The 26,042-nt window shown below is 63.3% G+C and carries 18 protein-coding genes and 1 pseudogene; 3 read left to right on the top strand and 16 right to left on the bottom strand.

Annotated elements, in window-relative coordinates; genetic code table 11:
• Positions 1-845 precede the first annotated feature (845 nt).
• Positions 846-1,106, top strand: a complete 261-nt coding sequence (locus tag ACE3Q2_RS03130; RefSeq protein ID WP_374472704.1) for a helix-turn-helix domain-containing protein — start codon at positions 846-848, stop codon at positions 1,104-1,106.
• Between the two features lie 295 nt (positions 1,107-1,401).
• Here the strand turns inward: ACE3Q2_RS03130 and ACE3Q2_RS03135 are convergent, their stop codons facing one another.
• Positions 1,402-4,050 (bottom strand): hypothetical protein, encoded by a 2,649-nt coding sequence (locus ACE3Q2_RS03135; RefSeq protein WP_374472706.1) that lies wholly within the window; start codon positions 4,048-4,050, stop codon positions 1,402-1,404.
• A gap of 348 nt (positions 4,051-4,398) precedes the next feature.
• Between ACE3Q2_RS03135 and ACE3Q2_RS03140 the strand changes: the two genes are divergently transcribed.
• Together ACE3Q2_RS03140 and dusB are read left to right on the top strand one after the other, a co-directional pair.
• Entirely contained in the window at positions 4,399-7,065 is a 2,667-nt protein-coding gene (locus ACE3Q2_RS03140; protein WP_374472708.1) for a TrlF family AAA-like ATPase, read from the top strand.
• Positions 7,066-7,319: 254 nt separating this feature from the next.
• Positions 7,320-8,318, top strand: a complete 999-nt coding sequence (gene dusB, locus ACE3Q2_RS03145; protein ID WP_374472710.1) for a tRNA dihydrouridine synthase DusB — start codon at positions 7,320-7,322, stop codon at positions 8,316-8,318.
• Between the two features lie 162 nt (positions 8,319-8,480).
• Here dusB and ACE3Q2_RS03150 read toward each other — a convergent pair whose 3' ends face one another.
• From ACE3Q2_RS03150 to ACE3Q2_RS03220, 15 genes and pseudogenes are all read right to left on the bottom strand, one after another.
• Positions 8,481-8,903 (bottom strand): hypothetical protein, encoded by a 423-nt coding sequence (locus ACE3Q2_RS03150; RefSeq protein ID WP_374472712.1) that lies wholly within the window; start codon positions 8,901-8,903, stop codon positions 8,481-8,483.
• 1 nt (position 8,904) lies between these two features.
• Complete coding sequence (locus ACE3Q2_RS03155) at positions 8,905-10,962, bottom strand: hypothetical protein (RefSeq protein WP_374472714.1); 2,058 nt, start codon at positions 10,960-10,962, stop codon at positions 8,905-8,907.
• Positions 10,962-12,680 (bottom strand): hypothetical protein, encoded by a 1,719-nt coding sequence (locus tag ACE3Q2_RS03160; protein WP_374472716.1) that lies wholly within the window; start codon positions 12,678-12,680, stop codon positions 10,962-10,964. Before ACE3Q2_RS03160 ends, ACE3Q2_RS03155 begins: the two co-directional genes overlap by 1 nt.
• Positions 12,673-13,959, bottom strand: a complete 1,287-nt coding sequence (locus tag ACE3Q2_RS03165) for a site-specific integrase (RefSeq protein WP_374472718.1) — start codon at positions 13,957-13,959, stop codon at positions 12,673-12,675. The genes ACE3Q2_RS03160 and ACE3Q2_RS03165 overlap by 8 nt, the downstream gene beginning before the upstream one ends.
• Positions 13,960-14,116: 157 nt before the next feature.
• A pseudogene (locus tag ACE3Q2_RS03170) lies at positions 14,117-14,422 on the bottom strand (tRNA-dihydrouridine synthase); the annotation flags it as partial.
• A 32-nt stretch (positions 14,423-14,454) separates the two neighbouring features.
• Positions 14,455-15,549, bottom strand: a complete 1,095-nt coding sequence (locus ACE3Q2_RS03175) for a PepSY-associated TM helix domain-containing protein (protein ID WP_231696728.1) — start codon at positions 15,547-15,549, stop codon at positions 14,455-14,457.
• 8 nt (positions 15,550-15,557) lie between these two features.
• Positions 15,558-17,669, bottom strand: a complete 2,112-nt coding sequence (locus tag ACE3Q2_RS03180; protein ID WP_374472720.1) for a TonB-dependent receptor — start codon at positions 17,667-17,669, stop codon at positions 15,558-15,560.
• Between the two features lie 67 nt (positions 17,670-17,736).
• The gene (locus tag ACE3Q2_RS03185) at positions 17,737-18,702 is read right to left on the bottom strand and encodes a ribokinase (protein ID WP_231696727.1); all 966 of its coding nucleotides are present in this window, start codon (positions 18,700-18,702) and stop codon (positions 17,737-17,739) included.
• Positions 18,703-18,793: 91 nt separating this feature from the next.
• Positions 18,794-20,086: a NupC/NupG family nucleoside CNT transporter gene (locus tag ACE3Q2_RS03190; protein ID WP_374472723.1), complete on the bottom strand. Its 1,293-nt coding sequence runs from the start codon at positions 20,084-20,086 to the stop codon at positions 18,794-18,796.
• Between the two features lie 63 nt (positions 20,087-20,149).
• A complete protein-coding gene (locus tag ACE3Q2_RS03195) occupies positions 20,150-21,286 on the bottom strand; it encodes a diguanylate cyclase (protein ID WP_374472725.1) in 1,137 nt (378 codons plus the stop codon).
• Positions 21,287-21,345: 59 nt separating this feature from the next.
• On the bottom strand, positions 21,346-21,912 hold the full coding sequence (locus ACE3Q2_RS03200; protein ID WP_374472727.1) for a TMEM165/GDT1 family protein: 567 nt from the start codon (positions 21,910-21,912) through the stop codon (positions 21,346-21,348).
• A 198-nt stretch (positions 21,913-22,110) separates the two neighbouring features.
• Entirely contained in the window at positions 22,111-23,094 is a 984-nt protein-coding gene (locus ACE3Q2_RS03205; protein WP_374472729.1) for a hypothetical protein, read from the bottom strand.
• The gene (locus tag ACE3Q2_RS03210) at positions 23,091-23,960 is read right to left on the bottom strand and encodes a hypothetical protein (protein WP_231696722.1); all 870 of its coding nucleotides are present in this window, start codon (positions 23,958-23,960) and stop codon (positions 23,091-23,093) included. Before ACE3Q2_RS03210 ends, ACE3Q2_RS03205 begins: the two co-directional genes overlap by 4 nt.
• 23 nt (positions 23,961-23,983) lie before the next feature.
• Complete coding sequence (locus ACE3Q2_RS03215; RefSeq protein WP_374472731.1) at positions 23,984-24,964, bottom strand: hypothetical protein; 981 nt, start codon at positions 24,962-24,964, stop codon at positions 23,984-23,986.
• Positions 24,961-25,980, bottom strand: coding sequence for a hypothetical protein (locus ACE3Q2_RS03220; RefSeq protein ID WP_231696720.1), 1,020 nt, complete (start codon positions 25,978-25,980; stop codon positions 24,961-24,963). The genes ACE3Q2_RS03215 and ACE3Q2_RS03220 overlap by 4 nt, the downstream gene beginning before the upstream one ends.
• Positions 25,981-26,042 lie beyond the last annotated feature (62 nt).

The raw sequence follows: 26,042 nt of genomic DNA on the forward strand, positions 1-26,042 counted from the left end.
CCATCGCGGCGTGACTCAAACGAAATGGCCTCCGGAGAAGCCGGGGCGATTCAATTGGTTTCTTCGGCGCATGAACGTACAGGGTCGTCTCAAGCAGCAATGCAAACAGCCCCGCCTCTTTGGAAGGGTCTTCTACCGCTTGTTCTATGAGTTCATCCAGCTTCATCAGGTGACGCCCCGCTGTTGAACTGAAACGCCATAAGAATGCTGCGCCGATGTCCTGGCGCAATGTTGAGGGTGACGCGCAACCGACCTAGGCGGATGTATAGCTCTCGTCAAGGCGTTGTCATATCTGTAGAGCACGATGGTTACGAGCTAGCGTGAGGTGGGTTCTTCTTGGTCCGGCGATGCTGGAGGACAAGTGGTTCGGAGGCTGGCCTCTTGGCTGCTGCTTCCAGAGTTGGCGGGATAAGGCTTTCGCGCCCACGCCTCGAGAAACATCGCCATATGGAATCGGTACTTCTTCGCCTCAGCGGGGATGGTGACGCCGTGCCTAGCCGCCAAGAGGGTTGCATACGATATTTGGGCCTCGGTTGGGGCTTTGAGGTCCCAGTCCAGGCAGTCTCGCAATAGGGTTTCAAGCCGATACTCAAGCGCCTTGACGTAAGTGTCCCGCACGGTGCGCTTGCGGACACGCTCCCATTGAAGAGCAACCGCCTCCTCCAGCTCCGGGGAAACATAGAGTTCGAGCGTAAGGTCCACGCCTGGATGGACCAATAGAAGAGGCATAGGGCAGCAACCCGGCTCATGGCGTTTCGAAGGCTGATATTAGACCCAAGATACACGATTTTCATGTATCTGCGTTCAGCCCCTAGCGTGTCCGCCCAGAGAGGGACTGGACCGCAATGGCCAAGAAGACCATCTATGCCGAGGAGTACCGTGAGCTGGTTGACGCGTTGCGGCGCATCCGAAAGGACGTCGGGCTGACGCAGGCATCCCTTGCCAAGGCCCTCGGCTGGCCACAGCAACGGCTCTCGGCCGTGGAGAGCGGCTCTCGGCGCCTCGATGTAATGGAGTACTTCGTCCTCGCGGACAAACTGGGGTTGTCGCCGGAGAAGGCTCTGTCCCTGATTATCCAGCTCCGACGAAGTAATCGCGGCCGATAGTTGGTTCAGTGGACTCCAATGAGCTTCGCGAACTGGCGGTGAGCTGGGCTAACCGAGAACACGCGCTTCTCTGCCCTGAACCTGCACATTCCCTGCGAAGCCGGGCATCTGCGACAGAAAGGTTCATTCCGTGATCCTGTCGCCTGCTCAGCAGCATTCGTTGAAAGTTGGCCACGGTGCACCGAATAAGGAACGTGTGGCTAGCCGCCTGCTAGGCCTGCTTTAGCGGGTCGAGTTGGTTCCTTGGAATGCATCGAGGAGAATAACGGTGTCTGCAGCCAACGTCCCGTCGCATTCATTGCACCTCCCTCGCGGCCAGTGACGCGTCGACCTGTGCGGCATGAGCCTCAAACAGAGGGCGAAAGAACTCCTTCATGAGAAGACGCAAAGCTGAATCGATGGCGGCTTTTGCCTCGGGTAGTCTGCCGAGTCCAAGGTAGGCACGCGACAAGCGATATTGGCCGAAATCGCTTCGTTCAATTCCGGGCAGGGTCTCCAGGAGCTCCAAGGCTTCCTGGTGACGATCCATTTCAATGAGTAGCTCAGCGAGCCGCTGCGTCTGATAGTCACCGCGAGCCTTTAAGGCTTTATAGCTCGCGAGGGCTCGTAAATGCAGCTCAGTCCGGTGCTCCGCCTTGAGCCGACTCGCTTCGTGCAGCAGCTCACCATACGCAAACAGATCATCATCTTCATCGGCGTCGTCCGGCTCTCTGGGTGGCACGACATCGAAAACGCGAAGAAACGCGGGATCGCCGCGCCTTACCCAATATCGCCCGATAGAGGCCAAGGTTCTGTAGGCCTGACTAACGCCGATCTGGGTCAATCGAACCAATGTGGACTCAATGACCGGACCATGTGCGGCTATGAGCTTGTGTCGCCAATCGTCATCGCGCCAAGGCAGCATCTCTACCGTGGCCATGAACACGGAATTTGTCGATCCTCCAGTGGTGCCGAATCCTTCAAGTAAGGCGCGGGTCAGGGCTTCTACGTCAGCGGACTTCGACGCGTCCTTGCTAAACAACTTAACGAGCTGGAGGCGCGATTCGTTCAGCGGATGCGGGCCACCTAGCACAGATTCGAAACACGCGATCGCCGCTGCTTTATCGCCCAGCCGGAGAAGTGCTTTACCCCGATGATGTTCAACCTCGGCACGTTGCCTGTCGCTGAGACGATCGTCGGCGCGCAGGCGGTCGAACACCCCCACCTGTGAAGCAAGCACTTCTTTTGCCTTCTCTTTGCCATCGCGCGCCTTGCGATAGAGATACCCAGCCTCGATCGTTTCAATTACAGCCATGGTTTGAATAGGGGGCACATCCTTTCCTGCAGCGCCGAGCACCCGTTCAGTCATGACAAGCGGATCTTCGAAGAGTGAGAGATCAAGAGCTGGCATCGGACTGGTTTCAAGCACGGCGTAAACAAACTGCGACCGTCGGTCGCCGCCGGCGATGGCTTCCCGGAGTCGGAGAGCTAGGCTTCGCGAAACGGTCCAGAACGGGAGGCTGTCTTCCGCAGTGGCCACCTCATCGATATACGTCGCAAGCTGCTCCGTGAACTCTCTCGAGAGATCCGGAAGCTGGCCCGCCAACGTGCGCAGGCTTGTAAAAACGACATCGTGAAGCCGCACCACGCCAGGCCGATCTTGCGTGGTGAGGCAAGAATCGCGAAGCTTGCGCAGGCCTAATGGGAGTAGAACTCTTGCCGCAAAGTCCCGATCGCAGTCGGGCTTTCCGACCCAATGAAAAAAAGCGAGTTCCCTGCCCATGGTATGCAGCGCACGGGCAAGCAATCGATCAGCAAGCCGGTTGGATTTGTCCGGGAGGTCTCCAATGGCCTGGCAGTCCTCCCGAATGTCGCCCCAGGTAGCACCATTTCGAATTGCGCCGTTGATCAGCCCCCAAGTGAGTGGGTGTCCTCCCACGGCGTCCCAGATTTGGCGGAAAATCTCGTCCGGGCAAGGCTCCGCTGTCTCGCGGTTCGCGACCTGACGGGCCTCATTCTCATCAAAGGCGGGTAAGAGATAGCCGTCATTGCGCCGCGAGGTAACAATGATGTGCGAGCCTGGACCACAAAGCGGTGCTAGTTGATCCAGCTTTAACTCAGGGCCGACGTCGTCGATGATGAGCAGCGTGGGGCGGGACTTAAGCAGGTACGCGACGTTCCGACTGTCGCCGGCCCGGACCATCGCGACCGCGCTGAGACTCTCGATTGTGGGGACGTCGTCGCCCTTTAGCCAGAGCCGGTTGTGATACTCGTCGATTCGACTTCCAGCAAACGCCGCCGCCGCCTGGGACTTTCCGGCGCCGCCGTGTCCGGAGATAACCAAACACGGTGTCTTTCGAAGCTCTGCCTCGATCGCGGCCTCGATAGTGGGCCTGTGCAACGCCCCGTCGTCAGGCAGTGGAACTTGCAGGGTAGCGGCCTGCTCATCACGCAGCTGCGCAAGCACTGGCAAGTAGGGACTGAGGAGGCTCACCGCCCGGTCACTTGTCAACAGATGGTCGACGATCTTCTCCGCGATGTCTTCCGCACTCCAGACCTCTACAGTGCGGCCCTTCATGTCGTCGCGAGCATCAATCTGCGCCATAAAATCCCTTTCCGCGGCTCGCACGCGCTTCTGCGCTGAGAGCAGCACGATCTTTTTCACGCCCGGATTCTTCGCCAGTGCATGATTCAGATCCTTTAGCGCCTTGGGCATTGCCGCTGAAAAGTAGTCCTTTTCCGCTGAGTACTCCACCACTAAAGATCCGTCCGGGGAAAAGGTGTCAACGCTGCCGCCAACAGGGAAGCCCAAGACGTTGAGGCCCCGATTTGTTAGCGGAATGCCAAGAAGCTGCTCAACGAAGATTTCTCCAAACCGTTCAAAATCGGGACCAATTACATGAATTCCCTCGATAAGGCGCAGCACATGGGAAGTGCGAAGCTTGTCGTTGATAGGCTGGCTCATAGGGCGTCCACTTAAGTCGTCGAGTAATGACCTCTTCCGATTATGTCAGTTGCGCGGTCATAGCGATCCCCGGTCCAACTCGGGTCTGCATGGCCAGGCCTTCATGCTCCGTCCAGCAGGGGCCGCTCGCACCAGTCGGTCTGAAAGCTGGCTGAAAACGAGAACCTAGCTACTTATAGGCCATGCGTCGACTAGAACCTCCCAGTCCGTAGGCCCATTGCCCCGGCGCCCAGTCCACCAAGGTCGCAGAACCTGTACACCCGGGGAACGTCTTTAGGTCTCGAAACCGTTCTAATGTATCGTCCTCATGGGGGCACTTAAGGGTGCGAGGAGTGTTCGGGAGGGGGCGTGAGTTACGACGATATTCTTGGTCTCCCAAGAGGCGCAAGGTTCTACAAGTGCGCGTTACAGGTGAATCCGTACGAGTACTTGCTTCGCCACGGCAAGCAGAGCAGCTTCGCAAGCGAAGCCGATTACAACAAAGCGATTGCCGAAGCATGTAAGGCAAATCATGTTGAGGTGGTCGGTGTCGCCGACCACTATCGAATTAAGCCTGCAGAGTCGTTGATCAACGCGTTGCAGGACGCGGGGATCGTGGTGTTTCCCGGGTTTGAGGCAGTGACGAAGGACGGCGTTCATTTCTTGGTGCTGTTCGATCCTTCAAAATCAGTGGACATCGTGCAGGGCTATATTCATGCATGTGGCATTCACGGCATAGTGGAGGGATCGCCTACCGGCGACAAAGACGCGCAGGAGCTGCTCGAAGAATCGCGTAAGTGGGGGGCGCAAGTGATTGCCGCCCACTGCACCCAGAGTGGGGGATTATTTCAAACGCTATCAGGCCAACCCAGGATAAACCTGTTCAGGCATCCGTTGCTCAATGCCTGTGCACTGCCAGGGCCGCTCGCAGCTGTTCCGGAACTAAGCGTGCGCAGGATCCTTGAGAATCGTGAACCGGAATATCAGCGGGATCGCAAGGTCGCAATCGTCAACGCAGGAGACGTGTATTCTCCTGCCGCTCTTGGATCGCCATCATCCACTACATTCATACGGATGGACACGCCGACTATTGAGGGATTGCGTCACGCGTTCCTCGATCATGATTCGCGTATCCGGCTAAATACCGACCCGGAGCCCCAAGTTCATCCGGAAATACTAGGTATGGAGGTCGAGAGTGAGCGCTTCTTGAAGGGCCTCAAGGTTCGCTTCAACGATGGTTTGAATGTGCTGATCGGCGGGCGCGGCGCGGGCAAATCAGCGCTAGTTGAGTGCCTGCGCTATGCGCTAGGCGTGACGCCTCTCGGAGCGGAGGCAGTGAAGGCGCACAAATCAATTATCGAAAAGGTTGCGTGCAGTGGCACAAAGATTACGCTTCATGTCCAAACGTACAGACCTGATAGGCGACGATACCGGATAGAGCGTGTGGTTTCTCAAGACGCAAAGGTCTTCGACGAGTACGGTGACGAAAGCTCCTTGCGCGTGCACGATCTGTTGGGTGCGGTCAGCGTGTATGGACAAAGCGAGCTGGCGGAATTGGCGCGCGATAAGATGAAGCTAACGGAGTTGTTTGGTCGATATGTCGAGGCCGATCGCTCCCTCGATGAGGAGGAGGTTCAAGTTGCTAATCGACTCAGGGACTCGCGTCAAAGAATTACAGCTATTGCGAGCGAGATCGATGCTCTACGGGAGCGTCAAGCGCCGCTTTCCGGGATGTTGACGACTCTCGAGCGATACAAAGAGTCCGGAGCCGAGGAGCGACTTGCTGAGCAGTCTGCTGTGGTTAGGTCAGAAGGCCTAATTACCTTAGCTAGGGAGCGACTTCAGCCGATCTTCGGCCTTGTCGAGTCGCTAAAGCGGGAAGTTCCGATTCCGAAGGGAGAGTTTGAGGGTGATAGTCTCTACGCTGCAGCTGCGCCAGATTCAATTAACGCTCTGCACGCTACTTTGCTAGGAGTAGATGAGGTCGTTGGTTCCGTTGTCGAGCAGATAGAGTCGGCATTGTCCACGGCGCTGGTAGAGATCGACACAGCGTCCGCGGTTGTTGCTGCAGCAAAGGAAAATGTAGCGGGACGGTTTGAAGCGACATTAAGAGAGCTTCAAAAGGAAAAGATCGATGGTGCAGACTTCATCAGGCTTCGTGAACAGGCCGCAAGGCTGAAACCGCTATCCGGTCAGATCGAAAGACTAGAGCAGCAGACGGAAAACATTCGTAGTAAGCGCCAAGCCGACCTTGCACGATCTCGCGAACTTGCGGACTGTAGGATAAAGCGGTTGGAAACCACAGCAAAGCGCGTATCCAAGGCCCTGGAAGACGGCCTGCGCGTTACTGTCGTTCGCGGAATGGATAGGCGGAATCTGACGGCTCTTGTACGGGGCATCGGCGGACGCCTTGCCGAAGCTCAGGCCGCCCTAGAAGCCACGCCAAGTTTAGATGTCGGATTGCTCGCAGCCGCATGTCGAGAGGGTCCTGATGCGGTCGTGCGTGAGTTCAGTTTTCCTGCGATGCAAGCAGCAAAACTTTGTGCGGCGGGCGAGGACTTTTTTATGGCACTTGAACAGACAGACCTTCTGCCAGTGACGCGCATAGAGTTCAACATCGCGCCGCCGAAGGGGCCGGCTCAGTGGAAGGAGCTCGACGATCTTTCGGTCGGGCAGAAGGCAACAGCGCTCCTGTACCTACTTATGCTTGATTCGGATAGCCCGCTCATCCTCGACCAGCCAGAGGACAACCTTGATAACCGCTTCGTATCAAAGACGGTTGTACCGATGGTGCGAAATGAAAAGCGCCGTAGGCAGCTAATCTTCGCAACACATAACGCAAACATCCCGGTGTTAGGCGACGCAGAACAGATTGTCGCGATTGATGCTGATGGAGAGGCCGAGCGGGGTCGTATTCGTCTGGAATCGGACCATATGGGCTCGATTGATGTAGCCAAGGTGGCCGTTGAGGTGAAAGAGCTCCTGGAAGGTGGGCGTGAGGCTTTTGAGGATCGCCGGGTGCGGTACGGGTTCTAGCCTGGATTCGCGCATGCACAAGTTGGTAGGTCGCGCAGGTCGAGGGGGCGAGCCCAGCGTCATGTCGACGTACGCCTGCACTAGTACCAAAGAGCTAGACCCGCCAGCGTCCGAATCGCCGGTTCGTCCCTTCCGGCTGAGTGTTTAGAGATCGCGAATGTCGACATTCGCCGTATCGTCAAAACGAGCGACTATTCGTCCAAGGATTTTGCAGCGTCATCGGATAGAATGAAGAAGATCACTAAGCTCACCCTATGCGCATCGGATCTTACATAATTGAACCGGCTCTGGTGCTCGCGCCTATGGCCGGCGTGACGGACAAGCCCTTCCGTTTGCTTTGCAGAAGCCTTGGCGCGGGTTATGCGGTTTCCGAAATGACTACATCGGATCCGCGCCTTTGGAAGACAAAGAAAAGTCAGTGGAGGATGGACCATGTTGGCGAATCAGAGCCGGTTGGAGTCCAGATCGCTGGAGCGGATCCGACAGTTCTTGCTGACGCGGCGCGTTACAACGTTGATCATGGGGCTCAAATAATTGACATCAACATGGGGTGTCCGGCCAAGAAGGTCTGCAATGTTTGGGCAGGCTCCGCTCTCCTTCAGGATGAGCCGTTAGTTGGGAGAATTCTGGCTGCCGTAGTAAGGGCGGTTGACGTTCCAGTCACTTTAAAAATACGGACAGGTTGGAGTGCTGCCAATAAGAATGGCGTCGCAATTGCGAAAATTGCTGAAGACGCGGGCATCAAAGCGCTTGCCGTGCACGGGCGCACACGTGATATGCAGTACTCGGGCATCGCTGAGTTCGAAACGGTCGCTGCGATTAAGCAAGCCGTTCGAATTCCTGTTGTGGCAAATGGCGATATTGACAGTCCTTTAAAGGCACGCGATGTGCTGCATAAGACCGGCGCCGACGCGCTGATGATCGGTCGGGCCGCTCAGGGTCGGCCGTGGATCTTTCGTGAAATATCGCACTACATGAGAACCGGTGAGATTCTCCCCGAGCCGACAGCGAGAGATGCTGGTGAGATTCTGCTCGGGCATATCGCGGGACTCCACGCCTTCTACGGCGAAGAAGCAGGGGTGCGTATCGCGAGAAAGCACCTGGGCTGGTATGCCAAAGGGCGACCAGAGAACATCGCATTCAGAGAGGTAGTGAATCGGGCGCAGACCGCAGGCGACCAACTTCGACTTGCGGCTGAGTACTTCGCTGCGCTAGGAGAGGGCGAAGTCGCTGCGAAAACCCAAGCCGCGTGAGAAGAATCAATTGATTTGGCGAGCGTCGAATCCTGTAGCCGTGGGACGGGTGCCGGGGATTTGCGCTCCTCGTAAACGGGTCGCCACTGGGTGCGGATCTCCAAGCAAAGTTGTACCGATCGCCAGTTAGCTAGGTGCTGAAGCGTCCTACGCATTAGCCGTTCACTTGTTCCTTATGTTGACCACCTTGCTCACGGGATTTAGGGCCCGAAGTCTTGAGTTCTCAATAGTTAGCTCATGAATCTTCGCATCAGCTTCCACAAGAAGCGAAAGTGCATGGTCCCGTTGAAGCTTCATGAGTTCCAGCTTCTCCCTTAACGATCTATTGCGCGCACGCTGCGCCAGCGTGGTCTGGCGGTTGGAGGGAGAGGCATCTGGCGCCTTATCATCGCGCCATTGCTGAATTTCGGCGATAAGACTTGGGTAGCGGGATTTCCTCAACGCAGAGGGATCGCAGCCTGCTTCCCTGGCAACGTTATTTTGCGAGACAGGTGTTCCCTTCGGCATTCGTTCCGGTCTATTGCGCGTCAGGCGAATGAACGCTTCGCGAAACTCGTCCTCTGCGCGCGGTGCGGTGCGATTCATGTTAGCTCTCGATGGCATGTAGTGCGTTTCTAACGGAGATCTGCTGGGCCTTGAGAGACTCCGCGTAGGGCGAACCCTCAGGGGCCTCAATCAGGCGAGATGCTATTAGCTGGTCTAGCCGGCGGATGGCTGGGGCCTTGCTGCGATCGAAAAGCGCATCTGCACAGGGCGCCTTCCCATCCCCGCCTCCACAGCGAGCGATGTTGTCCACGCCCCCGTACTCACATGGGCCAATCTTAGTACAGCCGCCTAGTAGCGTTTCGCGCCAGGAGATCGTGCCGGCTTTCGCAGCTGCAGTCAGCTTCCCACTTTCCTTTGGGTTAACCAGCCTCAGGATGTCCGCTTTGCGTTGTTCACCGTACGGGCTAACGAAGCGTTGAGAGAATAGCTGCGCCACCTCCTTGCCCAGAACCTCGTACATCGTACGGATGTACTCGTTATTGGCTTTTCTGTTGAGGCGCACACGAGAGTATCCTTGCCCATAGTAAAGAGACATTGCACGCGATGCGTGTTTCAGCTGGTACTGAATCGACGCGTCCGATACCAAGCCAGATGCCTGCATGTTTACGGCGCCCGTGCGACGCAGCTGATGCCATGCAAATTGCCAGACTTTACCAACGCCGAAGGCATCGCAATCAAGCGTGGGCGTTATGAGTCTTGCGAAATTAAAGTCAGACTCGGTAATCCGAAGTTCTTCCTCGTCAAAGAGATTAGGGCAGGCGCGCACTAGATCCTTGTATGAGGTTGCGCTTGGTCTTACCGTCAAGGGGAGACGAACCCCTTTGCAGTTGCTCCATGGCTCATAGGAGCGAAGAACCAAGTAGGGATTTGAAATGTCCGACTCTACGGTTGGTACGTTTGGGTTTGCCTCTGCCGCGAGCATCCTCAGACGAGCAACGACGCTCATCATATCAACAGCTATTCTCGCTGATGGCGATGTGACCCACCGCGCGTCGCTGTCTTTGATTGTTTTAGTCGTCGGACCTGCTAGCAGAAAGATCTGACCGAAGCGCTCGTCGTGCTCCTGAATTAGGCAGTCTGCCCGGAGGGACATCGCCTCTTCCGCGCGCATCATAGACAGATTGAGCAGGTATGCAATTCCAACCTGCTCAACTACATTGAAATAGGTTCCAAGTAGCGACACGCCCCTCCCGGGGTCGTCTAAGGATTGGCCTGGTCGCAGTAGCCAGCGCGCTAGGAGATCATAAACGCCGAGCCGCCGCGCGGTTTCGGAGAAAAGACCGTGAAACTTCGCGCCAGTTCGTGCGCCCGTCACTGTACGAGGTGTATGGAACGGCATTCTCGCGGGTATCAGTCTTCGCCGACATGCTTCGGCAAGAGAGCCAGCGTTTGTAGCGTACGCTGTCAGGCAGAAGTTGAAGCAATCTTCGATAGCGTCTTGATGCGACACGAAATCATCGAGAAACGCCCGAAGTCTATTAAGTTGGTACATCCATATGCGTGGTGGAATGTATGGGGTTTGCCGAGGCTCGTAGCTTGGCAACGCCGATTCGAGGCGCCGAAGCCCTTCACGGTCAAGGATCGTGATGCCAAGCATATCCCGCTGTTCAAAGAGCGTATGCAGTAATGCAAATGCGTCATTGGCAGTGGATGGTGCAAGCACGCCAGGAATTCGGTCGATGACACTTGGATGGCGCGAGAGTCGATCTACCGAGATTCCTTCTTCTGTGCACAACGTAAACAAAGGGACGAGCTGAGTGAGTCTGTTGCACAGCGTCCGAGGTTCTCGCGTGCTTCGGGTTCCATATATCCACCAAGCGGCAACCCTTCGAAGCAATTCAGCATTTTGGCGGGAGAGGGTTCGGGCCCGACTACTTGATCGCTGTCCATCACCAAAGTTCAGTGTGAGTGGACGTCCAGCCCAGGGCCACAGCTCCCATTTTGAATCGCCATATCGACTTATCACCGTGCCGTCGGCGTCAATGACGATAGGGAAGTCAGCGGGAGGAGGCCACGATGGTGGTCGATAGTTCTTCGTCGTCGGATTGACGAGCGGTGAATCAATCGAAAGTGAAAGGTGGGCTAGGTTGATTTTCATCAGCGCATATCCAGTAATGCAATGAAGCCTTCCCACTTTGGGTGGTAATGCTCTTCACGGATGCGTTCAATTGATTCCTGAACCCACATCGCCCTCAGCTCGCTGCTCGATTCAAGGCTGATCAGTTTGGATGTTATGCGGTCCACGGCAGCTTTCGCTGGGTGGGCGTGTTCACTTTTTGCCGAGGGTCGGTAGCGTGCCAGTTCAAGTGACTTGTAGTGTCTGTAAGTCGCTAGTGACCACACATGATCTTCGCTGTCGATGTCTCGCTGGTGTTGGCAAAACAGGCATCCGGCTGGGCTTATGCAATCAGGGGGAGGCGATTGTGGCGGAGCGCTTGATAGTGCCTTTGGTACTGCTTCAATACAGATGCCAGGTCCTGGCATCGCGATTGATGGGTCCATCAGGGCGTGAAACCTGCTCACCTCTACGGCTGCTGCTTGGTGGTGAGGCTGTTCATAGACCCGGAGCAGCGTCTCTTGGGTATGTTGATTCATCTCGGCCGTGAGTTCGGCGTCGCGTGATCGACGCATCAACCAGTTGATGCGTGTGCAGCGAAGCTTCTGTGGTCTGATGAATCGAATATTGAGCTTCTTGCACCTATCCGATACGGCGCCAAATTCCCTCGTCGCCGAGGGTCTCCGAGTTCGCCCGGGAGGGTTTGCATATGGGAACAGGAGTCCTGCTTGATCGTGAGGGAAGGTGGCAGCGCGCCAGGCTAGGTAGCGTTCAAACAGTGGTCTGTACTCGCTGTAGATCTCGAACTCGACCTCGCCGCTCCTGCGGCTCTTGTAGATTCGATACACCCGATAGCCGTCAAGGTGGCTTTGATATCGGAATTGCCCCATCCGTAGGGCCTGCGCTTGCGCCAGATTCATTCCAGTCTGGGCAATAAATATCAGTAGCTCCGCCTCAGTTCGGAGGTTGATGAGTGGGTGTCGCGTTCGATGTGAGGTGTCTGCCGACCAAGCGGCCCTTCGGGCCAATGATACTTTGCGATGCCGTGGAGGCACGTTCGCGCTGCCTAGGGCTTTGACTTTCTCGGGCGGATCAAGGTAGCACCATTCATCCATCGAATGTCCTGATCGGAACTGGATAGTAACGGGCAGGGGTCCTTGGATCGTTTCTATCGTCAATGCATCAGTAATGTCGAGAAGCGTTTGGCCGAAAGCAAACGTTTCTGCGAGATCCTGCTTGTCCGCCTGAGTGCCAAGTGCACGCTTTTTCCTGCCGGTTTTGTTTATGCGCGTTCGGACAAGCAGTGAGGTTTCTAATCCTAGTGCGCGCCCAAGGAGTGCTGATATCTGGTTCGCCATTTGGTAAGCGCCAGACTGCGCGAGATCTCTTTTTACCTGCACTCTATGCAAGAGATGCTCCGCATATTCGAGGAACGTGCTTTCCGCCAGCTCCGGTGTTATGGCGTTACCAGTCCTGTCTGCCCATGCGAAGAACCTTCGTGCGTTCCAGATGTTGTGGTATGCAGTTTCCCAGCTTCCCCCGCCTTGGAGGTCTGCCTCAATTTCTTCGTGTATTCGTATTACAAGCGGAAGGCGCTCCGAAACCGGATCACCAAGGGATCCGTTCGCGATTAGCTCAGCGACCTTTGTGATCTTGGCGCCCGCGCCGCCGCGATAGAGAAGGGAACTGAGATCCCACCGGGAATTCCCGTTATGGGCCATCAGTGGGAATTTGAGATCAGGAATTCGCAGTTCAGGCATATGCTATTTGCGCGCGATCAGTAGTTATGCCAAGGAAAGCTTGCGTGAAGGCGTTAGCTGCCTCCTCCTTAAGTGGGGATCTCTCCACGAATTTAATGTACTTGAGTGAAGTCGCTTCATCTTTATGCAGAAGCGCGTCTTTGACGATAGCAATTGCGTTCGCACCAGCGCCGACGGAAATGAGTAGACGCGCCAGTTCTGTCGCGAACGTGCATCGGGACTGGTGGAAACGAAAGCCACGCATGAACGTCATGCCCTCTAGTAGGGCGGCCTTCCTCAGTGAGTGGAGTTCGGTGTTCACCGCAACGCTCTTGTCGCTGCCGCGCTGTGCGTAGGGATTGCCAAAGCGTGTTAGGAAGATGAGGTTGCGATGCTCTGGTGATGCGAGAGCCTGGCGCGTGAGGCGTCGCGTGCTGAAACAGTATTCGCGAAGCGCTTCGAGATGGGCCTTTGTTATCCAGATGTCGCCTGTAATGCCGAACTTGGTGGCCACAGGTGGACTCGCTCCTGGGCCTACCGCTATCCGATACAGCTCAGGCGTCGATGGGTCAGGGATGGCCCGCTCAACACTCTGGATTGTGAGCGCGGTCAGGGTCTGGAGGCGCATCCCGGTAAAGAAGCCCAAGGTTAGGATGAGGAAGAGCTCTTCGGAGGCATGCGTTCGTGCAAAGCCCAGCAGTTCATCGCGGTGTTTCGCGGCTATTGGCAGCAGACCATCCTCAAGACGTTCGCCCCGGGCCGGGCGATTTCGAATGCTTAGGTCCGTCGTGGTTACCATGAGCGTCCGATCGAACCCAACTGGGTCCGTCAGGTGCAGTCCAATAATGCGTTCCTGCCACATGGGCCATTCAGGTGAGAACAATCCGTTTGCCCTCAGCCACCGGTAGAAGCGAATTGCAACGCGCATGCGCTGTGAGGCTGTAGATGGGGCAATTTCCCCGGCGTCCCTCGCCTCAATTAGTGCGCCTCGGTAACGAACGAGGCAACGGTCGGCTTTTCGTTGTGGGAAATACCACCAGTCCGTATTCGTTCGCTCAAGCCATTTGGCATAGGCGTGAATTGAGGTCATGTTTGCCTGGACGGTCTTGATATCGACGTCTCGGCTGGCAGCGTTTTCAAGCGCCCAGAGATTCGCCTCGCGCCAAGGTCTTCCGTCGCTCCAGTGAATCTGTGGCAGGGCCCGAATTACGTTTCCGGTACCAATGGGCTCCCATCGCACCTTCTGGCCTTCGACTATTGCCCGGTGCGGCGTATAGAAAATGGACTCAAGCGTCGCCATCGGATGCTTCCTGAGCGCCTGTTTCGGGACGCCGGTGCGTAGCAACTGCTTTGCTGGGTGGATTCCCAGCACCGCTCGGAAGGCTGGGGGGGCGGTCCAGCCATGTCCATGCCATGGAACATGCACTATAGCATGTCCATGCCGTAATCTAACCCGTGGCCGGGCAGCCCATGTTGATGTCGATCAGCTGGGCGCCGTGCCCGACGTTGTGGCGCGCGGCCTCGGCCATCACCTCCGGCACCGTGCCGGCGATCTGCACGCTGATGGGGTCCGGTTCGCCGGCGTGGTCCATGCGGTGCACGGACTTGGCGGTGTTCCAGAAGCGCGGGTCCGACGTGGTCATCTCCGACACGCACAGGCCCGCGCCCAGCTGCTTGCACAGCATGCGGAAGGGCTTGTCGGTGACGCCGGCCATGGGGGCCAGCACCACGCGGGGGGCGATGCGGTGGGGACCGATGAACATGGCCGCCATTGTAGCCGGCGGCCCGCGCGGGCTCAGCGGCGGGTCCGGCGCCGGCGCCAGAACAGGAAACCGGTGACCAGCAGGAAGGAGGGCAGCAGGCCGGCGACGACCTGGGCCAGTTTCATCGGCAGGCCGCCCACCGCGGCGACGTGCAGCGGGTAGATGGCGTTGGAAAGCCGGGCGCCGGGGCGGTCGGCGGTGGCGTCGTACCGCAGCAGGGTTTCGCGGCCGTCGAACGACACGGCCACCACGCTGCGGCCCACCGGGTGCCATTCGCCGGCCGCCTGGCCGCGGAAGGCCAGCATCGCGGCGCCCGGCGCCGGCGGTGCCACGCGGGCGATGCGGCCGCCGGGGAGCGCGGCCTGCGCCGTTGCCAGCGCGTTCGACCAGTCCATGCGCGCGGCCGCACCGGTGGCCGCGGTGGCCACCGGTGGCGGGTTCGCGCCCAGCGCGGCCACCAGCACCGTGCGGAAGCCGGCGGAATACACCATGCCCAGGCCGGTCAGCGTGGCCAGCCCCAGCAGCGGCAGCATCAGCACGCCGCTGCTGCGGTGCCAGCTCAGCCAGCGCCGCGCCGGCGGCCCGGCGTGCCAGCGCAGCTGCGACAGCGCCTTGCCGGCCTTCGGCCACCACAGGTACAGGCCGCTGAGCAGCAGCCCGAAGGCGATCCAGCCGGCGACGCCCAGCACCTCCTTGCCCACGGCGCCGCCCAGCAGCTCCACGTGCCAGTGGTGCAGCCACATCAGCCAGTCGCTGTCGTGGCTGCGCACCAGCAGCAGTCCGCCATCGGTGGGCGCGTGGTAGGCGCGGCTGCCGTCGGCGAAATAGGCCTGCCAGACCGGCAGGCCTTCGCGCGGCAGGTCGAGCGCGGTGAGGCCGCGCGGGGCCCCGTCGGCGAGCAGGCGGGCCATCACTTCGCCGCTCGCCGACGGGGAAAACGCGGCCAGGCGCGGCTGCGTCGCCAGCAGCAGTTCGGTGTGGAACACCAGCACCGAACCCGCCAGCGACACCAGCGCGAACAGCGTGCCCACGACCAGCCCCAGCCACAGGTGCAGCCAGGCCAGCAGCGCCCGCAGGCGCCGCTTCAGGCGACCGGGCGCTGCCGCCGGCGGGCTGGCGTCGGCCATCGCCGGGCTCAGAAGCGGTGCGACCAGGCCAGGCTCAGCACGCGGCCGCGGCCGGCGACGTAGTCGTCGTTCGAGGGCGTGGTCTGCGAGTAGTAGGTGAGGTACTGCTCGCCCAGCAGGTTCTCCAGGCCCACCGACAGCGTGCCCACCGGCAGGGCGACGCGCGCCTGCAGGTCGAGCGTGGTGTAGCCGTCGAACGTGGCGACGCGGCTGCCGAAGCGCTCGAAGTCGCGGTCGAAGGCGTGGCTGGCCTGCAGGCGGGTGGCGACGCCGTCGGTCCACGCACGCTCCCAGAACAGCGTGGCGCGGTCGGGGCTGATGTTGATGCCCTCGAGGTCGGTGTCCACGGCGCCGTCCTGGTTGCGGTCGTAGCGGCCTTCGGTTTGCGCGTAGGCCAGGCCCACGCGGTCGCCGCGGCCGAAGCGCAGGGCCACGTTGCCCTCGATGCCGCGGATCTCGGTTTTCTGCCGGCTCACGTTGTAGTTGTCGGCCACCGGGTCGTAGACCAGCAGCGAACCGAGGTCGGAGTCGGACCAGTATGCGGCCAGGTGCGCGGTCCAGCGGCCGTCGTCGTAGTCGAGGCCGAGTTCGCGGTTGTCGGCCACCACCGGCGAAAGGTCCACCAGGTTTTCCACCGACTGGCCCGGGCGGTTGATGGCGCGCAGCACGCGGCCGATGTCGGCCACCGTGTAGCCCTCGGCGTAGGAGCCGTAGAAAGCCAGTGCATCGGTGGCCTGCCAGACGAAGCCGGCGTTGGGCAGGGTTTCACGGGTTTCCGGGTTGCCGCCTTCCACCTGCTGCGTGCCGTAGACCGGCAGCGTGGTGTAGTCGTCCACCTGCAGTTCGCCGCGCTCGTGGCGCAGGCCGCCCACCAGGCTCAGGTCGCCCAGCGTGTACTGCAGCTGCACGAAGGGCGAGGTGGAGCGATAGGTGGTCTCCGGCACCCAGTCCAGGCCGGCCTCCAGCAGTTCCTGGTAGGTCGTGTCCCGGGCCAGGTCGAGGCCCAGCGTGGCCTGCAGCGGCAGCCCGAACAGGTCGGCGCGCGACCAGCTGAACTTGCCGCCGAACTTCTCCGAGACGTTCTGCGACTGGTCCTGCCAAATTGAACCTGGTTCGTTTCCGAAGAAATTCACCCAGGGGCTGGAGCCGTAGCGGGCGGCGAAATCCACCCAGTAGAGCTGCGCCTGCAGGTAGCCGCCGGCGATGTCGCGGTCGGTGTAGTCGGCGGCGACCTGGGTGGAGCGGTTGCGCGGCGGGTCCAGCGGCAGGTCGCCGCGCACCGAGGTGGCTGGCGTGCCGGTGGCGATCGAGCCGGGCACCGACACGTAGTCGCCGTTGCCGTCGAGGGCGTAATGGCTGGCGGTGAACTGCAGGCGGCGGTCGCCGCCGAGGTCGACGCCGAGCTTGGCGAACAGGTTGGTCGACTCGGAGTCCATCAGGTCGCCCTGCACGCCGTTCGCGGCCAGCGCGCGGCCGTCGCCGTCGTAGTGCAGGCCCTCGGTGGCGTGCGAGGCGCCGCCGACGAAATCCAGCGCGCCGCGGCGGGTGCCGAACAGCCACGAGGCGCGGGTGCCGGTGGCGTCGTCCTCGGTGGGCAGGGCGGTGCTGGCGCCCAGCGAAACGTCCTGCCAGCTTTCGCCATCCTCGCGCGGCGCGCGCTTGGTGATGATGTTGATGATGCCGCCGGAAGCGCCCAGGCCCTGCAGCGCGTTGGCGCCGTGGATGACCTCGATGCGCTCGACCATGGCCGGGTCGATGGTGTGGGCGTCGCGCGAGCCGTCGCGCAGCGGGGTGGACTGCGGCACGCCGTCGACCATGTACAGCGGCTGCCGGCCGCGCAGCGACTCGCCGAAGCTGGTCATCTTCTGGCGCGAGGGCGCGAAGGCCGGGATCAGGTTGGCCAGCACCTGCGACAGGTCGTTGGTGAGCGCCAGCTGCTGCTCGAGCTGGGCGCGGTCGATGACGGTGATGGTGTTCGGCAGCGCGGCCTCCGACCAGGGCAGGCGGCTGGTGCTGGCGGAGACGGTGACTTCGTCGAGGACGGTCAGCTCATCCTGGGCGGCGGCGGGCAGGGCGAGGGCGCCGAGCACTGCGAGGGAGAGCAGGGAAAAACGGGGCATGCGGGCGGTCCATCGGGGAACTGCCGCGCATGATAATAAGAATGATTCGCAACTACAACTGCGGGATTCACCCGAAACGTTCGTCCACCTCGGCCCGATGCGGCATGGCCAGCGCGGCGCCGGGGCGCTCGGTGGACAGCGCGGCATAGCGGTTGGCGAAGCGCACGGCATCGGCGAAGGGGGCTTCCGGCGCGGCGGCCAGGGCCGCGGCCAGGGCGCCGCTGAAGGCGTCGCCGGCGCCGGTGGTGTCCACGGCCTGCACGGCTTCCGGGCGCAGGCGGTAGGCGCCGGCGGTGTCGCCGCGCGGCAACTCGTCCGGATGCGACACGAACACACCGCTCGCGCCCAGCGTCACCACCACGGTGGCCCAGGGCGCCAGTTCGCGGCACAGCGCGTGCAGGGCGGCGTCGTCCTGCGCGGCGAGCGCGTCGGCATCGCAGGCGATGCCGCGGTGGCGCTGCAGCAGGGCGGCGAATTCGGTTTCGTTCGGGGTCAGCACGTCGGCCTGGCGCAGCAGGGCGTCGGTGGTGAAGGCGTTCGCGGGTGCCGGGTTTAGGATGGCCAGCGCGTTCGCCGCGCGGGCGTGGCGCAGGCCCTCGTGCACGGCTTCGGGCGCCACTTCCAGCTGCGCCAGCACCACGCCGGCGCCGGCGAAGGCCGGGTCCAGCGCCGCCACGAAGGCGGGCGTGAGCGCCGCGTTCGCGCCGGGCGCCACCACGATGACGTTGCGGCCGGCGGCGTCCACGAAGATGCCGGCGGTGCCCGAGGGCAGTTCGGCGTGCACTTCGGCGTGCACCACGATGCCCTCGGCCAGCGCCAGGCTGCGCGCGGTGTCCGCCGCGGCGTCTTCGCCCAGCGCGGTCACGAAGCCGGTGCGGGCGCCGGCTCGGGCCGCGGCCACGGCCTGGTTGAAGCCCTTGCCGCCGGGGCCGCTGGCGTAGCGGCCCAGGCGCGTGGCGCCGGGCGCGGGCAGGTCGTCGACGGACCAGACGTGGTCCTGGTTGTACGAGCCGATGACGATGACGGTTCCCATCGGAACGCTCCTGCACTCAGCCTGCTTGTTGTAGGAGGGCCTTCAGGCCCGACCAGACAGTCGGGCCTGAAGGCCCTCCCACAGGTTTCGCTCAGGCACCCAGGGTGGTGAGCACGCCGGCGATGGTGGCGGTCATGAAGGTGGCCAAGGTGCCGCCCAGCACGGCGCGCAGGCCGAACTTGGCCAGGTCCTGGCGACGCTCGGGGGCCAGGCCGCCGATGCCGCCGATCTGGATGGCGATGGAGCTGAAGTTGGCGAAGCCGCACAGCGCGTACGTGGCGATAAGGCGGCCCTTCTCGGTGAGCTCGACGCCGTCCACGCGGCCGTTGACGATGTCGGCCAGCTGCAGGTAGGCCACGAACTCGTTGATCACGATCTTCTGGCCGATCAGCGAACCCACCGTGGTGGCGTCCTGCCAGGGCACGCCGATCACCCAGGCGATCGGCGCCAGCACGTAGCCGAAGATGGTGGCCAGGTCGGTGGGCTTGCCCAGCATGCCGGCCACGCCGGTGACGTCGCCGAGCCAGGTGAGCGGCGCGTTGATCAGCGCGATGAGCGCGATGAAGGCCAGCAGCATCGCGCCGATGTTCAGCGCCAGGCGCAGGCCGTCGGCGGCGCCGGCGGCGGCGGCGTCGATGATGTTGCTGGAGGTCTTCTCGACTTCCATCTTCACCGTGCCGCGGGTGAGCGGGGTGCCGGTTTCCGGGATGAGCAGCTTGGCCACCACCAGGGTGGCGGGCGCGGCCATGATGGACGCGGCCAGCAGGTGCTTGGCGTAAAAGGCCTGCTGCTCCGGGTCGCCGCCGCCGAGCATGCCCACGTAGGCCGCCAGCACGCCGCCGGCGATGTGCGCCATGCCGCCGATCATCATGGTGATCAGCTCGGACTCGGTCATGCGCGGGATGTAGGGGCGCACGGTCAGCGGCGCCTCGGTCTGGCCGATGAACACGCTGGCGCAGACGCTGGTGGTTTCCGCGCCCGACACCTTCATCACCTTGGTGATGGCCCAGGCCATGGCGCGCACGATGGCCTGCATCACGCCCAGGTGGTACATAACGCCCATCAGCGCGGCGAAGAAGATGATGGTGGGCAGCACCTGGAAGGCGAAGATGAAGCCGAACTTCGAGGTGTCCATCAGGCTGCCGAAGATGAAGTTCGAGCCGGCGGACACGAACTCGAGGATCTTCACGAAGCCGTGGCCCAGCCAGTCGAACACCTCGCGGCCACCCGGCACCAGCAGCACCAGGGCCGCGAAGCCGATCTGCAGGGTGATGCCGGTGAGCACCAGCCGCCAGTCGACCGCCCCCTTGTTGTTGGAGAAGAGCCAGGCGATGCCGATCAGGACCGACAGGCCGAACAGGCCGAACAGGATGCTGGTGACCATGGAATGAGACCCCGGGAAGATGCGGCAGGGTAGTTCACCGCGCCCCGCCCGGGCAATGCGGGTTCAGTCGCCCTCGCGGGCCACCACGCGGTTGCGGCCCCCGGCCTTGGCCACGCGCAGGCGCTGGTCGGCCCGTTTCATCAGGCCCGACAGGTCGTTGGCGTCCTGCGGGCAGCAGGCCAGGCCGGCGCTGAGGGTGAGCTTGCGCGGCTCCACGTCGGGCTCGGGCAGGAAGGGCGAGGCCTCGAGCTTGCGCCGCAGGGCTTCCATGCGCTCCCAGGCGGCGCCGATGGGCAGGGGCAGCATGAGCACGAACTCCTCGCCGCCGACGCGGATCATCGGCTCCTCGCGGCCCAGTTCCCGGCGCAGCACCGCCACGGCGTGGCGCAGGGCGCGGTCGCCGGCCAGGTGGCCGAGTTCGGCGTTGATGTGGCGGAAGTGGTCCAGGTCCACCAGGGCCAGGGTGAGCGTGCGGCCCTCGCGCCGGGCCGATTCCACCTTCGAGGGCACCTGGGTGTTGAGGTAGCTGCGGTTGTGCAGGCCGGTCAGGCCGTCGGTGCTCGACCACTGGGTCAGGCGCTGGGCGCGGAAGACGATGACCGCCGTCACCAGCGTGGCGGCCAGCAGCAGCACCAGCCGCTGCAGCTGCGAGGAGGCGTGCACGGCGCCGTAGTCGGCCGACACCAGCGGCCCGTCGGCCAGCGCCAGCACGGCCAGCCAGAGCAGGGCCGACTGCGCCACCGCCAGCGAACCGGCGAACAGCGTGACCCGCAGGTCCTGGCGCAGCGCGGTGGCGAAGATGGCCAGGAAGTAGCAGCCCCACACCACCGTGCTGTTGAGCGTGGCCACCGGCGAGGACAGCAGGCCCAGCAGCACCAGCACGAAGCTCACCAGGCTCACGTCGAAGGCCGACGAGACCATGGGCAGCCAGGCCGGGCGGCGCTTGCGTTGCGCCATGCGCAGCCACACCCAGCTGAAGAGCGCCACGCCGACCGCGCCCGCCAGGCCCGCCAGGCTGTCGGACAGCTGGCCGTCGGTGAACGCGTTGAGCAGGGGCAGCAGCAGGAGCAGGCCCGCCACCAGCAGGCGCAGGCGGGCGACCAGCAGTTCGCCGCCCGCGCCGATTTCCAGCAGCAGGTCGTCGGGACGTTCGCGCAATGCAGCCGCGAGGTCGTCCAATGTTTCTCTCAGGGTACTCACGCCGGGGGTCGTGGCCTGGGGACGGATGCGGCGAGGATACTTCGCCCCGCCGCGTGCTGTCAGGCGGGCAAGCCCTGGAAGGCCACCCACAGGCCCAGGCCGGCGAACAGCGCCGCCGCGGCGTAACGCGCGGCCTTGAGCGGCAGCTTCGCGGCGAAGCGCGCGCCCAGCAGCACCACCGGCACGTTGGCGAGGGCCATGCCCAGCGTGGTGCCGGCCACCACCTGCCACAGCGGCGAGTACTGCGCCGCCAGCACGATGGTGGCGACCTGGGTCTTGTCGCCGATCTCGACCAGGAAGAAGGCCACCAGGGTGGCCAGGAAGGCGCCGTACTTCGGCGTCTTCGCCTCGTCTTCTTCGAGCTTGTCGGGCACCAGTGCCCAGGTGGCCACGGCCAGGAAGGACACCACCACGCCCCAGCGCAGGACGTCCGGGCTGACCCAGCCGGTCACCAGCGCGCCCAGCCAGCCGGCCAGGCCGTGGTTGAGCACGGTGGCCACCAGGATGCCGGCCACGATGGGCCAGGGCTTGCGATAGCGGGCCGCCAGCACCAGCGCGAGCAGTTGGGTCTTGTCGCCGATTTCGGCGATGGCGACGGCGAGGGTGGAAACGAACAGTGCGTCCAAGGAAAGCTCCGGGGCCGGGTGTGGGGCAAGGGAAGGCCGACGCCCCGCCACCCGGCCCGGGTGAGCGACGCGTCTGCCTCCGGTCTTGCCCGCAAGGCCTTCGCCTTGCCCGCGCACCATGGCGGTTGCCAAGTGTGTTGACGCGCGGAAGCCCCGAGGGGGCCGGGCTACTCCCCGAAGTCAGGGAAAGCGCGGCGATTATAGCGGGATCGGCGGGCCGCAGAAATCCGAGGCGCTGAGCGCCGGCAGGCGGTGGGGCGCCGAGGCGTCGAGCTGGCGGTCGCGGAAGCGTCGGCCAGCGAAGCGCTCCTGGTGCAGGCGCGCCGCTTCAGCCTCCAGGCGCCTGCGTTCGGGCTCGCCGATGCCAGCCCGCCGGGCCCAGGAAGGATGCGTTTCGCGGCCGAACAGGCGGTCGGCCAGGACCCGCTGCACATAGGCCGCCCGCGGGTCGTCCGGGACGAGCCCGTCGCCCAGGTCGGAGTCATTGCCGAGGGCGCGCGCCAGGGCCGACGCCGCTTCGGGTTCGCCCGCCTGCGCCGCCGCGTAAAGATGCCGCGCGGCGTCGCGCCGCCAGGCGTCGAAGCCCGGGTGCTGGTAGATGCCGCGCTGGAAGCGGAACTGCTTGCCGATGGAGAAGTACAGCACCTGCGACGGTGCATGGCCGGCGGCCGCCGCGGGCGCCAGCAGGGCGAGCGCGCCGACCTCGTTGCCCGGGTTGGCTTCGCGGCAGGCGGCCGCCTGCTCAAGGCGCAGCAGCTGCGCCTCGGCTTCGGCGTTGGCGGCCTCGAGATTGCCCTCTTCCTCGAGCCTTTCCTCGCGAGCCGAGGGCCCCGGCTTCTCGGGGCGCGCACGCAGCATGCGGCAGCGCATGCGTTCGATGGCGAGGCGGCAGCTGGCTTCGGGATGGCCGGCGTCGGACCAGCGCTGCAGTTCGGCCAGCCGCTGGGACAGCGGAAGGGATTCAGCGGGGAGCGCGGAGGACGGCGCATCGGCGCGCAGCGTCGGGGTGTGGGCCGGCGTTGGCGCGCCCTCGGGCGAAGGTGTCGCCGGTTGGACGTTCACTTCGGCGTCCTGCTCCTCCACGATGGCGCGACTGGCGGGCACGGGCCAAAACCACCAGCCTGCCCCGAGGAGCAGGAGGGCCGCCAGGGCCAGGCCGGTCGCGCGCTTGGCGCGGCTCATTTCCTCAGCTCCGGGATGGGCTGGCTGCAGGCCTGGCCGCTGTCGCGCATCAGCGGCATGGCGTGGTTCGTGCGCTCGGTCTCGGGGTCGATCTCCAGGCCACGGAAATACTCAAGGTGCCAGCGGCGTGCCAGCGCCTGCGCTTCCTGCTGCAGTGCCGGATCCACGCGGGGCAGGCTTGCCGCGATCTTCGCTGCCTCGGAATGCCGGCCGGCGAACAGCACCAGCAGTTCCATGCGGGCGCGCTCACGCAGCGGGTCCGGTGGCAGCAGTGCGGCGAGGTGGCCGCCGAACATGGGCTCCTGCGCCAGCATCAGGTGCAGCGCCGCCTCCGGGTATCCGGCCTCGAATACCGCCTGCAGCATGGCCGGCGCCTCACGCCGCCAGGTGTCGAAGTCCGGGGAGGTGAGGAAGGCGTAGCTCTCCCCCGTCACCCCGCCGAAACCTTCGCCCTTGCCGTAACGAAGCATGGCCTCGGGTTCGCCGGCGAACGCGGCTTGGCGCAGGTAGCGGAAATGGCGACCGCCGTACTCGTCGCGCAGCGCCTGGCAGCGCGGATGCACGGTGCCGCGCGACGTGAGCCGCGCTTCATCGCACTCGGTCATCTCCGCCGCCAGCTGGCAGGCCGCGCGCGCATCGCCGCCATCGGCGCGGGCGGCGAGCTCGGCCAGCGGCGGCAGCGGCTCCACCGGGCGCGGCACGCCGTTGGGGTCGAAGCGCGGCACGGTGCGCGTGGGTTTGGCCGAGGGCTCGACGGGCAGGCCGGTGAGGCCGGGCAGCGCTGGTTCTTCAGCATGGGCGGGCGCGTCGGCCGGGCTGCGGACGAACCACGCATAGCCGGCGACCAGAGCCGCGAGCGGGAGCAATAGGAAGACTGTTCGCCGTACGTTCAATTCGAGTCCTCGCAGAACGCCGGGGCCCCCTCGGCCCTTGATCGGATGTGCGGCGGATACCGCAGTGCCATGGAAGACGGGAAGCGCCGGTTCTTGAAATAGCGTTCGTGCAACTGGATCGCCTCCTGGCGTGCGCGTTCCATCGAGGCGGCATCCATGTCCCGCGCCAGCCTCTGGTTCTCGCGGTGCCCGAACAGCCGCACCGCAAGCAGGTGGTACACGTAGCCGCGGTAGGTGTCGTCCGGGATCATCGCCGAGAGGAAGCCGAGGTCGTCGAAATAACTCCACTGCAGCGTGAAAGCTGCCGTTGGATTCCCGGCACGCAGCGCGGCATGGATCATGCCAGGCGCCTCCTGGCGCCAACGATCGAATTCGGGGCCGAGGGCGATACCGCGGCCATCCGGTGACCAGTGCTGGCCTTCGGCATAGGCCAGCATGGCGTGCGGGTCGCCGGCGAGGGCGGCCTGGCGCAGGTAGTAAGCGCCTTGGCTGCGCATTTTCTCCGGTACGCCACGGCATTGCTGGATGCGCTCGATGCGCCAGAGCCTCTCCTCGGCGACGGCGTTGGCCGCTGCGAGGTTGCCTTCTGCTTCGTATTCGGCCTCGGCGTCGCCCTTTTTGAATCGCGATATCAAGGCATCCCACGTGCCCAGGTGCTGGCAGCGCAGTAGTTCCATGCCCAGCCGGCAGGCGGCGCGGCGATCGCCGGCATTCGCCCGGGCGTGCAGGTCCGGGAGGATTTGCGCGAGGGGCGCGTCCTGCGGAGGCAGGGGAGTGGGTCCGCGCATCGCGGCGGCGGCCGTGGACGCTGGCCCAGGGCTTTCGCCAGCGTCGCGGCCGCGCGGCGTGTCGTCGACGGGCGCGGCAACGGCGGGTACGGGCGCCGGGTCCGGCCTGCCTTGTTGCCACCAGACGGCCACGCTGGCCGCGGCCAGCGCCGTGGCCAGGAATGCATGGCGGAAGCTGCGGCGGTTCATGGCCCGGCGCCTTCGTCGCCCCTGAAGCAGGAGGTCGCGTCCTCCGAGGGACGCGGCCAGCCCTCGGGCACGTCATTCGCCAGCGGTGTGGAGAGTGCCGACAGGTGGTCCTCGAGTCTGAATCGTCTCCCCGAGAACTGTTCGCGGTGCCAGGCTTTCGCCATTTGTGCGGCCGCCTGCTGCTGCTCCGTCGTCAGGCCGGGCGGCGCTCCGTGTTGGCGCAGTGCTTCCTGTTCACCGAACAAAAGGCGCGCAAGCTGCCGGTAGGCTTCATCCTGCACGGGGTCGGGCGGCATGATCAGGCCCAGGTGGCTTCCGTCGTTGATGGCGAAAAGCCGGACCAGGACGGCCTCTGGCTGCCCCGAGCGCTGCAGGGATTCGACCAGCGCAAGCGCGTCGGAACGCCAGGCGTCGAACGACGGCGATCGCAGGAAGGCATGTTGCTGCGTCGCCCGTCGGGCCAGGGCCTGGCCCGAGGAATAGCGGACGATCGCCTCAGGCTCACCGGCCAGCGCGGCCTGGCGCAGGTAGTCGTTGGCGCGCTCCTTCAGGTGGGCCGGATACGGATCGCAGTGGCGCCGGATCGAGGTTCCCCGCAGCAACTGGCCCGCCGCGTCGTTGGCGCGGGCAATATTGCCGCTGGCCTCGGCGCTGGCCTCCTGCTCGCGAATGGCGGCGAGCATGTCGTCGCTCCAGAAATCAGCGTAGGCGCAGGGGAGCAGTCGGGTGCCCAGGGTGCACGCGGCGCGGGCGTCGCCGGCATCCGCGCGCGCCACCAGGGCGGCGATATCAGGCGGAAGCGGCGCTTCTGTGTCTCCAGCCGAGGGCGTGGCAGGCCGCGGCGGCAGTGGCCGTGCCAGGTCGTGGGGTTCGGCGGGTGTTGCCGCAGAGGGCTCGTCGCCTTCGGCGGAGGCGGCTGCGGCCGGATCGCCCTCAGCCTGTACCCAGCGCCACGTGGCCGCGGCGAGCAGGGAAGCGCACAGGACCAGGAGGGCAACGCGGAAAGAAGTTCGCATCAATCCGGGAAGGGCGCGGGGGAGGGCCAGTAGACCCCGATCCCGCGCCCGGCTTCAACCCG

It is taken from the genome of Arenimonas sp., from assembly GCF_041913985.1.
Taxonomy (GTDB): domain Bacteria; phylum Pseudomonadota; class Gammaproteobacteria; order Xanthomonadales; family Xanthomonadaceae; genus Arenimonas.

Coding starts and splice junctions, on each gene's coding strand:
- ACE3Q2_RS03130 (WP_374472704.1), top strand. CDS start 846: ATGGCCAAGAAGACCATCTATGCCGAGGAGTACCGTGAGCTGGTTGAC.
- ACE3Q2_RS03135 (WP_374472706.1), bottom strand. CDS start 4,050: ATGAGCCAGCCTATCAACGACAAGCTTCGCACTTCCCATGTGCTGCGC.
- dusB (WP_374472710.1), top strand. CDS start 7,320: ATGCGCATCGGATCTTACATAATTGAACCGGCTCTGGTGCTCGCGCCT.
- ACE3Q2_RS03150 (WP_374472712.1), bottom strand. CDS start 8,903: ATGAATCGCACCGCACCGCGCGCAGAGGACGAGTTTCGCGAAGCGTTC.
- ACE3Q2_RS03155 (WP_374472714.1), bottom strand. CDS start 10,962: ATGAAAATCAACCTAGCCCACCTTTCACTTTCGATTGATTCACCGCTC.
- ACE3Q2_RS03160 (WP_374472716.1), bottom strand. CDS start 12,680: ATGCCTGAACTGCGAATTCCTGATCTCAAATTCCCACTGATGGCCCAT.
- ACE3Q2_RS03165 (WP_374472718.1), bottom strand. CDS start 13,959: ATGGCGACGCTTGAGTCCATTTTCTATACGCCGCACCGGGCAATAGTC.
- ACE3Q2_RS03175 (WP_231696728.1), bottom strand. CDS start 15,549: ATGGCCGACGCCAGCCCGCCGGCGGCAGCGCCCGGTCGCCTGAAGCGG.
- ACE3Q2_RS03180 (WP_374472720.1), bottom strand. CDS start 17,669: ATGCCCCGTTTTTCCCTGCTCTCCCTCGCAGTGCTCGGCGCCCTCGCC.
- ACE3Q2_RS03185 (WP_231696727.1), bottom strand. CDS start 18,702: ATGGGAACCGTCATCGTCATCGGCTCGTACAACCAGGACCACGTCTGG.
- ACE3Q2_RS03190 (WP_374472723.1), bottom strand. CDS start 20,086: ATGGTCACCAGCATCCTGTTCGGCCTGTTCGGCCTGTCGGTCCTGATC.
- ACE3Q2_RS03205 (WP_374472729.1), bottom strand. CDS start 23,094: ATGAGCCGCGCCAAGCGCGCGACCGGCCTGGCCCTGGCGGCCCTCCTG.
- ACE3Q2_RS03215 (WP_374472731.1), bottom strand. CDS start 24,964: ATGAACCGCCGCAGCTTCCGCCATGCATTCCTGGCCACGGCGCTGGCC.
- ACE3Q2_RS03220 (WP_231696720.1), bottom strand. CDS start 25,980: ATGCGAACTTCTTTCCGCGTTGCCCTCCTGGTCCTGTGCGCTTCCCTG.